This is a genomic window from Candidatus Accumulibacter necessarius (assembly GCF_036625085.1).
The window spans coordinates 309,425-322,299 of record NZ_JAZKUM010000005.1; the positions used below are offsets into that span (position 1 = coordinate 309,425).

A 12,875-nucleotide genomic window follows, 5' to 3' on the forward strand; every position below is an offset into this window, starting at 1 on the left:
AAGCTCACTGGCTACCTCGAGCAACTGCGAGCGCGCCTTGGCGGTGGCAGGATGCCTCCGCTTGCCGACGAGGACGAAGCCCCGTTACGCGCGGAGTTGTTCAGCGCGACCCAGATGGAGCAACACGGCAAGGCCCTCGCGCTATCGCATTCGCTGGCTGCGGGGCGGGCCGCGGACCAGCTCCTGGAGCGGCTGGCAGCCAACGAAAGCGCCCTCGTCGCTGTCTGCAGGCTGCTGACCGCGGCCGTCAGCGAGAACCGCCGGATCACGCCGGCCGGGGAGTGGTTGCTCGACAACTTCTATCTCATCGAAGAGCAGATCAGCACGGCCAGGCGGCATTTGCCCAAGGGGTACAGCCGCCAACTCCCGCGTTTGGCCCGCGGGCCGTCGGCTGACTGTCCGCGCGTCTATGACCTGGCCCTGGAGGCGATCGCGCATGGCGATGGGCGCGTCGACACGGAAACGCTCAGTCGCTTTGTCGCCGCCTACCAGACCGTCACGGCCCTCAAGCTGGGCGAGTTGTGGGCGATTCCGATCATGCTCCGGCTGGCTCTGATCGAGAATCTTCGACGCGTCGGCGTGCGCATTGCCGCCGCCTGGGACGCGCGACATCTGGCCGACTCGTGGGCCGACCGGATGACGGAAGCCGCCGGCAGCGATCCCGGCAGCCTGATACTGGTGATCGCCGACATGGCGCGCTCGGATCCACCGATGGTTGGCGCCTTCGTCGCCGAGCTGGCGCGCCGCCTGCAGGGGCGGGGTCCGGCGCTGATCTTGCCCTTGAACTGGATCGAGCAGCGACTTTCGGAGTCGGGGCTGACGATCGAGCACCTGGTGCAGTTGGAGAACCAGCAACAGGCTTCCGATCAGGTCTCGATCAGCAACAGCCTCGGCAGTCTGCGGGCGCTTGGCGCGCTGGACTGGCGCCAGTTCGTCGAGACCATGAGCGTCGTCGAGCAGGTGCTGCTCATGGATCCGGGCGCTGTCTATGGCCGGATGGATTTTGCCACCCGCGATCGCTATCGCCACGCGACCGAAGAGATAGCCAGGAAGTGCCGCCTGACAGAAGGAGAGGTGGCTCGCCACGCCGTCGAACTGGCGCGTGCTGGCGCTTCGCTCACCCCTGGCGGGGAAGTCTCCGGGCGCTCCGGGCACGTGGGTTTCTACCTGATCGACAAGGGCTTGCCCGATCTCCTGCGGCTGGCCGGAGTGCACCCTTCCGGCCCTGAAGTCTGGCTGAAGACGGTGGCTCGGTTCCCCTTGTTCCTCTACCTCGGCGGGATGCTGCTGATCTCCGTCCTCCTCGGCGCGGGTCTGCTGGCACAGGCACTGGCTGCCGGGCTGCCCGCCGGAGTGGTCGAACTCGCACTGCTACCGATCGCCTTCCTCCTGCTCCTCGGCGTCAGCCAGTCGGCCGTCGTGCTGATGAACTGGCTGGCAAGCCTGCTGGTGAAGCCGAAGCCGTTGCCCAGGATGGACTTCGCCAAAGGCATCCCGCCAACTTGCCGGACGTTGGTGGTGGTGCCGACGATGCTCGCCAGTCAGGCGGACGTCGAGCAACTGGTCGAGGCGCTCGAGGTCAGGTTTCTGGGTAATCGCGATGAGTACCTGCACTTCGGCCTGCTGACCGATTTTCGCGATGCGCATCTGGCATCGCTCCCTGAGGACGAATCGCTGCTGCGACTGGCACGGACAAGGATCGACGAGCTCAACGACAAATACGCTCGTGGTGGTGAGGGAAGCCGGAGCAGTACCTTCTTCCTCTTCCATCGGGCGCGGCGATGGAACGTCCAGGACCGGATCTGGATGGGCTACGAGCGCAAGCGGGGCAAGCTGGCGGCTCTGAACGCGCTGCTGCGAAGCGGCGCCGGGGCGCTCTCCGACAATGGCTTTTCGCTCGTCGTCGGTGACACGACAGTACTTTCCGGCGTCCGCTACGTCATCACCCTGGATACCGACACGCAGCTACCGCGCGACGCGGCGCGGCAGTTTGTCGGCGCCATGGCGCACCCGTTGAATCGCCCGCACTATGACCAGGCCAGGCGGCTGGTCACCGAGGGTTACGGCATCCTGCAACCGCGCGTGGCGATCAGCCTGCCGGGGACGAACCGCTCGCGCTATGCGCGACTCTACGGCGGGGAGCCTGGCATCGACCCTTATACGCGTGTCTCTTCCGATGTCTACCAGGACGTTTTCGGCGAAGGTTCATTCGTCGGCAAAGGGATCTACGACGTCGATGCCTTCGAGCAAGCCGTTGGCGGCCGTTTTCCCGAGAACCGCATCCTCAGCCATGACCTGCTCGAAGGATGCTACGCGCGGGCAGGGCTGTTGAGCGATGTGCAGTTGTACGAGGATTATCCGGCCCGCTACAGCGCCGACGTGAGCCGCCGCTACCGCTGGATCCGTGGGGACTGGCAGCTTGCCGGCTGGCTTCTGAGCCGCGTGCCGGCGGTCGTGGCTGCCAGGCGTGCAGGCAAGGGGGCAACGGCGAACGACGCAGGGGACAACGCGCGCCGAGAGAATCCGCTTTCCGCGTTGTCGCAGTGGAAGCTGGTCGACAACCTGCGCCGGAGTCTCGTTGCCCCGGCGTTGCTCCTCCTCTTGCTGTTGGGCTGGACGCTGCTGTCGTCGTTGGTCTGGTCATGGACCCTGAGCGTGATCGGCATCGTCCTGTTGCCCTGGCTGTGCGCTTCGCTCGTCGAACTGTGTCGCAAGCCGGCGGAGGTGCTGTTGGGACAGCACCTGACAGCCGTCGCCCGTTCGGCTTCCCGGCACTTGCTGCAGGCAGCCTTCGAGTTGGCCTGCCTGCCCTACGAGGCGTTTTTCAGTCTCGATGCGATCGTGCGCACGAGCTGGCGGCTGCTGATCACGCGCCGGCGACTGCTCGAATGGAACCCTTCGAGTGACGCGGATCGCCAGCCGGACCAGCGGGCGCGCAGCGAGCTTGCCCTCTCCTGGCGGTCAATGTGGATCGGTCCAGTGATCGCCATTGGCGTGGCCATCCAGCTGGCGGCGTCGACACCGATGGTGCTGGCGGTTGCGGGGCCGGTTCTGCTCCTGTGGTTCTTCTCACCTGTCATCGCCTGGTGGATCAGTCTGCCGCTCGCTCGCCGCAAGGCGACCCTGACGGCCGAGCAGACCCTTTTCTTGCGTGGGCTTTCGCGTCGGACCTGGGCCTTCTTCGAGAACCTGGTTGGCCAGGAGGATCATTGGCTGCCGCCAGACAACTACCAGAAGTATCGCGTCACCGCGGTCGCGCACCGGACGTCGCCGACCAACGTCGGCATGGCGCTGCTGGCCAATCTGTCGGCGTATGACTTCGGCTACCTGCCGGTCGGTCCGCTCGTCGAGCGAACGGCGAACACCCTGCGCACGTTGAACGGGCTTGAGCAGCACCGGGGGCACTTCTACAACTGGTACGACACGCAGACGCTGCAGCCGCTGTCGCCACGGTATATCTCGACGGTGGACAGCGGTAACCTGGCGGGCCACCTGTTGACCTTGCGTGCGGGTTTGCTCGCCCTGGGCGATGACCAACTGCTGGGAGCGAGGCTGTTCGACGGCCTGGCTGACACCTATCGGATTCTCGTCCACGAGGCAGGTCAGGCGGCAGCGGTGGATGGCGTCGCGGCGCGCACCCTGGCGGCGTTCGGCAAGCAACTGGCAGCCGTTGCCGCTTCCCCGCCAGAGACGCTCGCGGCACTCCAGTCATGCCTTGAGCGCCTGGCGTCCAGCGCCGTCGAACTCGCTGGCGAGTTTGTGCCCGGCCTCGATGGTGTCGGCGACAACTCGCCCGAGAGCGAAGAGGCAAAGCTGCCGGCGGAGTGGGCCGAGGCGCTGGCCCGGCAATGCCGCACGGCGCTGGATGAGCTTGCCTTGCTCACGCCCTGGGTATGGTTGCCGGAGCCACCGAGTGAGCTGGCGGTGGCGAGCCTCGCCGGTATCGCCGAAATGCCGACGCTGCGCGGACTGGCCAGGCTGGACGCGGAGGTGTCGGCGAGCATTGCCAAGTTGCTCGGCGCAGCGACGACCGCCGGGCAGCGCGGCTGGCTTGCCGATCTGCAGCGGCAGATCAGGACAGGCAGCGTGCGTGCCAGGGACCGGTTGACGACCCTTGAGCGTCTGGCCATGCAAGCCGGCGACCTCGCGCGCATGGAGTATGATTTTCTGTTCGACAAGACGCGCCATCTGTTGGCCATTGGTTACAACGTGGACGAACGACGGGTGGACTCGGGTTACTACGACCTGCTGGCCTCTGAAGCTCGGCTATGTTGTTTCGTCGGTATTGCGCAGGGGCAACTGCCGCAGGAGAGCTGGTTCGCGCTTGGACGCCTGCTCACCAGTACCAGCGGCGAACCGGTACTGCTGTCGTGGAGCGGTTCGATGTTCGAGTACCTGATGCCTTTGCTGGTGATGCCTGCCTACGAGCAGACGCTGCTCGACCAGACCTGCAAGGCAGCGGTGGCGAGACAGATCGAGTATGGCAACCAGCGTGGCGTCCCCTGGGGAATCTCGGAATCCGGCTACAACACGGTGGACTTGCAGCTCAATTACCAGTATCGCGCCTTCGGCGTGCCGGGCCTCGGTCTGAAGCGCGGACTCGCCGAGGATCTGGTCATTGCGCCCTATGCCTCGGTGCTGGCACTGATGGTGGCGCCCGAAGAAGCCTGCCGAAATCTCCAGCGACTGGCCGCCCAGGGATTCATTGGCCGCTTCGGCTTCTTCGAGGCGATCGACTATACGCCCGCCCGACAGCGACGCGGGCAGTCACGGGTGGTGGTCCGCTCGTTCATGGCGCATCACCAGGGGATGAGCCTGCTCGCGCTGGCGTACTTGCTTCTGGAGCGCCCGATGCAGCGGCGGTTCAAGTCGGATCGGCTGTTCCAGGCGGTCATGCTGCTACTCCAGGAACGCGTTCCGAGGGCAACGGCCTTGTTTTCGCATACCGCGCAACTCTCGGACGTGCGCTCGACGTCGATCGGCGCGGAAGTGCCGATCCGGGTGTTCAGCAACCCCGACACGCCGGCACCGGAGGTGCAGCTGTTGTCGAATGGTCGCTACCATGTGATGGTGACCAACGCGGGCGGCGGCTACAGTCGCTGGAAGGATCTGGCCGTCACCCGCTGGCACGAAGACGCCACCTGCGATCACTGGGGCAGCTTCTGTTACGTCCGCGAGGTGACCGGCGGCGTCAGTGGCGACCCCTGGTCGACCGCTCATCAGCCGACGCTCAAGCGAGCAGAGAGTTACGAAGCGATCTTCTCCGAGGGGCGTGCCGAGTTTCGCCGCCGCGATGCCGTCGCCAACGGCTCTGGCGACTTCGAAACCTACACCGAGATCGTCGTCTCGCCGGAGGATGATATCGAGCTGCGCCGGGTCCGGATCACCAATCGATCGCGACAGCGCAGGGAGATCGAGGTCACGAGTTACGCCGAAGTGGTGATCGCGCCGCCGGCTGCGGACGCACATCACCCGGCGTTCAGCAACCTCTTCGTGCAGACCGAGATCCTGCGAGATCGACGTGCGATCCTCTGTACCCGTCGGCCGCGCTCGCTTGGCGAGCAGGCGCCCTGGATGCTTCATCTGATGGTGGTGCACGGGGCCGAGACGGGCGAGGCGTCCTGCGAGACTGATCGCTCACGCTTTGTCGGCCGGACAAGAAACCTCGGCGATCCGCTGGCGATGGGTCATTCGGCGCCGCTCTCGGGGAGCGATGGGTCGGTGCTGGATCCGATCGTTGCCATTCGCTGTCGCATGGTGCTCGATCCGGAGAGTTCGGCGATCGTCGATATCGTTTCGGGTATCGGTGAGACCCGTGACCTGGCGGTCAGCCTGGTTGAAAAATACCAGGATCAGCACCTCGCGAACCGCGTCTTCGAGCTGGCCTGGACTCACAGCCAGGTGGTCCTGCAACAGCTCAATGCCACTGAAGCCGAGTCACAGCTGCATGCGCGCCTGGCAAGTTCGGTGATCTACGCCAACGCGTCGCTGCGCGCCAGTGCCGAGGTATTGATCAGGAATCGCCGCGGACAGTCCGGGCTCTGGGGTTACGCCATCTCCGGCGATCTGCCGATTGTCCTCTTGCAGATTGCCGACGGGGCCAACATTGACCTCGTGCGCCAGCTCGTACAGGCGCATGCTTACTGGCGTCTGAAGGGACTGGCGGTGGACCTGGTGATCTGGAACGAGGATCACGCCGGTTACCGGCAGCAGTTGCAGGAACAGATCATGGGACTCATCGCCGCCGGCTTGGGTGCGAGCGTGATCGATCGACCGGGCGGCATCTTCGTGCGGCAGGCCGAGCAGATTTCGCCTGAGGACCGCATTCTGTTCCAGGCGGCTGCGCGCGCCGTGATCACCGACAGCCGGGGAACGCTGGCGGAACAGCTTGACCATCGTCACCCGATTGAACCGCGCCCGCCGCGCTTCAAGCCGAGACGAACCCGGCGACGCGAGGCCTCAACTGACCTCCGTTCCGCGCCCGGGTCGCCGCCTCGGGACCTGATTCTGTTCAACGGTTTCGGCGGCTTCAGTCGGGACGGACGCGAGTACGTGATCACGCTTGCGGCGGATCAGGTCACGCCGGCGCCCTGGGTGAACGTCCTGGCGAATCCGTACTTCGGGACGGTCATCTCGGAGAGCGGCGTCGCCTACACCTGGAGCGAGAACGCACACGAATTCCGCCTGACGCCCTGGCACAACGACCCGGTGAGTGATGCGGGCGGCGAAGCGCTTTACCTGCGCGACGAAAAGACCGGTCACTTCTGGTCGCCGACACCGCTGCCCGCCGGCGCGGCGACGCCCTACGTCACCCGGCACGGATTCGGATACAGCGTCTTCGAGACCCACGCGGAAGGCATTCACTCCGAATTGTCCGTGTATGTGGCCACCGACGCCGCCGTCAAGTTCTCGGTGTTGAAGGTGCGCAACGAATCGGGCCGGCCGCGCAGGCTGTCGGCGACCGGTTATGTCGAGTGGGTGCTGGGCGATCTGCGTGCCAAATCGCTGATGCATGTGATCACCGAAATCGACCACCGCAGCGGCACGCTTTACGCGCGCAACCCGTATAGTCCGGAGTTCGCCGAGCGGGTTGCCTTCTTCGACGTCGACCACCCGGGGCGTCACCTGACTGGCGACCGCACGGAGTTTCTCGGGCGCAATGGTTCGCTGCGAGATCCGGCCGCCATGCACCGCTCGCGTCTTTCAGGCAAGGTCGGCGCCGGGCTGGATCCTTGCGGGGCGATTCAGGTCACTTTCGAACTGGCCGGCGGGCAGGAGCGGGAAATCGTCTTTCGGCTTGGTGTCGGGCGCAACGCCTACGAGGCGAGCAAGCTGATGCGACGCTTCCGCGGTGTCCTGGCGGCGCGCAGCGCACTCGAAGCCGTCGGGCAGCAGTGGCAGCACACGCTTGGTGCGGTCCAGGTCGAAACCCCCGACCCGTCGGTCAATGTGCTGGCCAACGGCTGGCTGGTGTACCAGACTCTGGGGTGTCGTGTCTGGGCCCGCAGCGGTTACTACCAGTCGGGCGGCGCCTTCGGCTTCCGCGACCAGCTGCAGGACGTGATGGCCCTGAATCACGCCGCGCCCGGCCTGCTCCGGGAACACCTCCTGCTGTGCGCGAGCCGTCAGTACCAGGAGGGTGATGTCCAGCACTGGTGGCATCCGCCCTCGGGTCGGGGTGTGAGGACCCATTGTTCCGACGACTATCTCTGGCTGCCCCTGGCGGTGTGCCGCTACGTCACGAGCAGCGGCGACGCCGGGGTGCTGGATGAGCCGGTGCACTTTCTGGAGGGTCGCCCGGTCAACCCGGACGACGACTCCTACTACGATCTGCCCGGCCAGTCGGCCGACCTCGCCAGCCTGTACGAGCACTGCGTGCGTGCCATCCGGCATGGTTTGCGCTTTGGCGCGCGCGGCCTGCCGCTGATGGGCTCCGGCGACTGGAACGACGGCATGAACCTGGTGGGGATGCAGGGCAAGGGCGAAAGTGTCTGGCTGGGCTTCTTCCTCTGCGAAGTGCTGAGGCAGTTCGCCGGACTGGCGAGTGCCCATGGTGATGCCTCCTTTGCTGAACTTTGCCGCGAGGAGGGCGGGCGTCTGCGCCGGAACATCGAGCAGCATGCCTGGGATGGTGAGTGGTACCGCCGCGCCTGGTTTGACGATGGCACAGTCCTCGGTTCGGCGAGCAACAGCGAATGCCGGATCGATTCCATCTCGCAGAGCTGGTCGGTGCTCTCCGGTGCCGGCGACGGGGCGGGCAACATGGCGCACGCCCGACAGGCGATGCAGTCGGTCGACCAGCGGCTGGTGCGTCGCGAGGACGCGCTGGTTCAGCTCCTCGATCCACCGTTCGACCGGTCGACCCTTAATCCCGGCTACATCCGGGGCTATGTGCCGGGCGTGCGGGAGAACGGCGGGCAGTACACGCATGGGGCGGTCTGGGCGGCGATGGCGTTTGCCGCGCTCGGCGACGCCGGGCGTGCCTGGGAGTTGCTGAGGATGATCAACCCGGTGAACCATGCGCTGTCGGCTGCGGCAGTTGCGACCTACAAGCTCGAACCCTACGTCGTCGCGGCCGACGTCTACGCGCTCAAGCCACATGTCGGCCGCGGCGGCTGGAGCTGGTATACCGGCTCTGCCGGCTGGCTGTACCGGCTGATCGTCGAGTCGCTGCTGGGCCTGCGACGCGAAGCGAACGAGCTGCGTTTCGCTCCCTGCCTGCCGGCGGATTGGCGGGGCTTCAGGATCCACTACCGCTATCAGGAAACCCTGTACGACATTACCGTCTCGCAGACGCGCGCCATCGATCCTGGCCGGAGCGGTGTGACGCGCATCACGGTTGATGGCGTCGAGCAGGTCGAGCGGGTGATTACCCTGGTCGACGATCGTCGCGAACACCTGGTCACGGTGAGCGTGTATGTCCAGTAGCCACTGCCAGGCTGGACTGGTCAGGCCATCGGGCAAGCGGTCGGAGAGCGTGCTGCTCGCTGGCCAGCGATCGGGCTGGGGCGGCTGCGCACGCACCGGCCTGGTGATCAGCTGCGAGCATGGCGGCAACCGGATTCCGGTGCCGTATGGCGAGCTGTTTGGCGCCCATGGGGCGCTGCTGGACACTCACCGCGGCTACGATTTCGGGGCATTGATCATGGCCAGAGTTCTGGCCAGGGAATTTGCTGCGCCACTGGTGGCCTCGACCGTCAGCCGCCTGCTGGTTGACCTGAACCGATCCGTCGGCCATCCGCGTCTCCATTCCGAAGCGACGCGCGGGATGCCTGCAGCGATGCGTCAGCAGCTCTTGCAGCAGCATTACCAGCCTTATCGCTCGCAAGCCGACCACCTGGTCAGACGGGCGATCGCCGATTACGGACGGGTGATCCACATCTCGTCGCACAGCTTTACGCCAGAGCTCGACGGCACGGTGCGAAATGCCGATATCGGGCTGCTCTACGACCCGCACCGTCCCGGCGAGGCCGATCTCTGCGCCCGCTGGCGAGATTCACTCAAGGCCTGTGCTCCCGCGCTGACGGTTCGCCGCAATTATCCGTATGCCGGCAAGGGCGATGGTCTGACCGCCTGGTTTCGTCGGCATCTGCCGCCCGACGCCTATGTCGGCATCGAGCTCGAGATCAACCAGAAGCACGTGTTCACGCCGAGTCGACGGTGGATGGCCCTGCGCCAGGTAATTGTCGACTCGCTGCGCCGGACGCTGACAAGCCGCGGTGAAGGGGTGGCCGAGTAGCCGCAGGCGACCACCCGCAAACTGACCCCCAACCGTCAGTGCATGCCGCAGGCTGCGCTGGCATTCAACAGGAGCCCCGCATGAAGATCCGCATCGGCTACGAACTGGTTTACGACTGCCCGCAGTCCACCCCGATGATCCTGACCCTGAGCGTGCACTACACACGCATCTCGGACCTCCTCATCCCGGACCACCTGATCACCGATCCGCCCGTTCCGCTCACTGCCTATCGCGACAGCTATGGCAACTGGTGCAGCCGTATCGTCGCCCCGAGGGGTCTGCTCAGGCTGTCCACCGATGCGCTGGTGAAGGATAGCGGTCAGGCAGATATGGTCGCCTGGCAGGCGAGGCAGATTCCTGTACAGGAACTGCCTGACGACACGCTGCTGTTCCTGTTGGGGAGTCGATACTGCGAGACCGATCGCCTGTCCGAGATCGCCTGGCAGCTGTTCGGCCAGTCGCCGGTCGGCTGGGGGCGTGTGCAGGCGATCTGCGACTACGTTCATGGCCACCTCACCTTCGGCTACCAGCACGCGCGGCACACCAAGACCGCCTGGGAAGCTTTCCAGGAGGGGACGGGCGTTTGCCGTGACTACGCGCATCTGGCGATCGCGTTCTGTCGCTGCATGAACATCCCCGCTCGCTACTGTACCGGCTACCTGGGCGACATCGGCATGCCGCCACCCTATGGACCGATGGATTTCTCGGGCTGGTTCGAGGCCTATCTTGACGGTCAGTGGTACACCTTCGACGCCCGCAACAATACCCCGCGTATCGGCCGCGTCTTGATTGCCCGTGGCCGCGACGCCGCCGACGTCGCCATCAGCAGCACCTTCGGTCCCAATACCCTGAAGAGTTTCATGGTCCGGACCGACGAGGTGAGCGGCTAGCACACCGACACAACGATATGGCAAGACGCACGCGAAAAGCCCCCCTGACCCGCGCCTTGCAGCGCACTTTGAACGTCATCACGCGGCAGGTGACCCGCACCGTTTCGCAGGCCATGACGCGGGCGCTGCAGGCGCCGCCGAGTGTAGTCGCACCTTCAGCTGCGCAACGGGTGCCAGTTCGAAACGCCGATTGCAGGCTGGGTCTGGTTGTCGGCCTGGCGGGCGCGCGGCGCTATTGGCTGTACAAGCCGCCAGGGCTGCGCCGCACTGAGCGGCTGCCGCTGGTAGTCATGCTGCACGGCTGCGGGCAGAACGCCGAAGCCTTGGCTGCGAGCAGTCAGATGAACCGGATCGCCGAGCGTCAGCGTTTTCTGGTGCTCTACCCGGAGCAGGGTCGCCTTGCCAATGCGGCCGGCTGCTGGAACTGGTACGAAACCCGTTCGGGTCGGGCGCAGGGTGAGGCTGGCACCATCGAGGCGGCGATCGACCAGGTTTGCCTGCTGCAACCGGTCGATCCGGAGCGGATCGCGCTGGCCGGTCTCTCGGCGGGTGCCGGGATGGCGGCGCTGCTGGCGACGCGCCGCCCGGAGCGCTTTCGGGCGATTGCGATGCATTCGGGCATTGCACCAGGCGTTGCCTATTCTCCGGCGACCGCGCTGATGGCGATGGGTGGGCGCCAGGCACGAGCTCTGCCACTGGCGCCGCTCGCTGCGGGCGTGCGTCTGCCCGGGCTGCTGGTGATCCATGGCAGTAGCGACCCAGTGGTGGCGCCCAGCAATGGGGCGGAAGCGGCGCGATCATGGGCAGCTCGCATCGGCGCAAAGGCGGGTACGCCTCGCACCGTGCAACGTGGCGCGCGCTATGCCGCGACAATCACCGACTACCGCTGCGGGCGCCGGTTGGTTGCCAGTCTCTGTGAGGTCAAGGGGCTTGGCCATGCGTGGAGCGGCGGAGCCGCGGGGCAGGCCTGCAGCGATCCAAAAGGCCCGGACGCGTCGCGCATGATCTGGGCTTTCATGGTCAAGCAATTCGCCAGGGGAGGGGACTAACGCCGTTGCGCACGAGGATCCGCTCGCCGTTCCGACGTTCGCCTTCTCTGCACCCTCGCGCGTTGCCACTGCGGACATGGCAGGCAACGGTGTTGACGGCCGTCGCCCTCGCGCGCACGAGGATAGGCTGACGCGTGTCGCGAAGAGGAGCCGCCGGGAAGCTTCCGAGGCGGCCTTCGACGCTTTACCGAAGCCCGAAAAACGACAAGATCGCGAGGATGATGACGATCAAGCCGACAATATAGACGATGTTGTTCATGAGGTTACCTTTGTGTCGGTTAAGTGAGCCAATCGCCCTCAAGCGCTATCGAGAAGAAGCGATTGGCCAATCACGAGGTTCAACTCTACCTGTCTCAAAGCAGGCAATCTGTACGCGGGCGCACGCAAAAGTTCTCGCCACCGAAAGCGGGCGAATGAGCGATGGCGAATCCCTGCTCAACGGATACGGCAAATTACCCCAGCACATTCCGATGTCTGATCCCGTAATACAAATGAATCTCCCTCACCCAGGATGCATCGGCGATGTTGGGCGAACTGTTCTTGTGGAACCCCGGTGCGTCCTGGAGGCCGGTCTTGGCGACATTGAGTACGACGCGTTCATGTTCCACATCGACGGTCAAGGCATCCCACGGCACCGGGAAAACCTTCTCGCCCATGCCGACGATGGCCCCGAAGGACAGCAGCGCGTACAGCACCTTGCCACTGCGCACGTCCAGCATGAAGTCCTTGACGTCACCCAGCTTTTCGCCTTCATGGCTGTAGACCGTGTAGTCGAAGAGGGTGCTTGCCCACATGACTATCGATGCGGGACCATCGACTTCGACTTCGCTTTCACCGATCGGCGGGATAATCACGTCCACTTCCGGTCAGGACAGTGACTGAGAAACACTCAGGAACACCTGGGTACTTGCCGACCGACGGCCCGCCCGGCAAGCGCGAGCCCTTGCGGCGCCAGTCAGGGGACTGCTGCGGCGATCTACAGGCTCTTCGCAACGTCATTCTTGAGATCACCATAGTCCGCTTGCACGTCGCCAGCGGCGTTCTTGACTTTCCCTTTCTGTTCCAGCGTCTTGTTGCCGGTCAGCTTGCCGGCGACTTCCTTCACTTTGCCTTCTGCCTGCTTGAGTCGGCCCTTGACTTGATCTTTGTTCACGGTTTTCTCCTGATGGTCGATTGGGGCGATTGCCCGGAGCGTCG

General features: G+C 65.1%; 6 protein-coding genes. 4 read left to right on the plus strand and 2 right to left on the minus strand.

Annotation, left to right across the window (positions count from 1 at the left end; translation table 11 throughout):
- Positions 1-51: 51 nt before the first annotated feature.
- The 4 genes from V5B44_RS15330 to V5B44_RS15345 all read left to right on the plus strand — a co-directional run bounded on the left by V5B44_RS15330 (position 52) and on the right by V5B44_RS15345 (position 11,678).
- Positions 52-8,928: a GH36-type glycosyl hydrolase domain-containing protein gene (locus tag V5B44_RS15330; RefSeq protein WP_332360056.1), complete on the plus strand. Its 8,877-nt coding sequence runs from the start codon at positions 52-54 to the stop codon at positions 8,926-8,928.
- Entirely contained in the window at positions 8,918-9,739 is an 822-nt protein-coding gene (locus tag V5B44_RS15335; protein ID WP_332359875.1) for an N-formylglutamate amidohydrolase, read from the plus strand. The genes V5B44_RS15330 and V5B44_RS15335 overlap by 11 nt, the downstream gene beginning before the upstream one ends.
- An 80-nt stretch (positions 9,740-9,819) precedes the next feature.
- Positions 9,820-10,629 (plus strand): transglutaminase-like domain-containing protein, encoded by an 810-nt coding sequence (locus V5B44_RS15340; RefSeq protein WP_332359876.1) that lies wholly within the window; start codon positions 9,820-9,822, stop codon positions 10,627-10,629.
- 68 nt (positions 10,630-10,697) lie between these two features.
- Positions 10,698-11,678, plus strand: a complete 981-nt coding sequence (locus tag V5B44_RS15345) for an extracellular catalytic domain type 1 short-chain-length polyhydroxyalkanoate depolymerase (RefSeq protein ID WP_332359877.1) — start codon at positions 10,698-10,700, stop codon at positions 11,676-11,678.
- 452 nt (positions 11,679-12,130) lie between these two features.
- Here V5B44_RS15345 and V5B44_RS15350 read toward each other — a convergent pair whose 3' ends face one another.
- On the minus strand, positions 12,131-12,532 hold the full coding sequence (locus V5B44_RS15350; protein ID WP_332359878.1) for a PRC-barrel domain-containing protein: 402 nt from the start codon (positions 12,530-12,532) through the stop codon (positions 12,131-12,133).
- Positions 12,533-12,654: 122 nt separating this feature from the next.
- Positions 12,655-12,831 (minus strand): CsbD family protein, encoded by a 177-nt coding sequence (locus V5B44_RS15355; protein WP_287634519.1) that lies wholly within the window; start codon positions 12,829-12,831, stop codon positions 12,655-12,657.
- Positions 12,832-12,875: the final 44 nt, after the last annotated feature.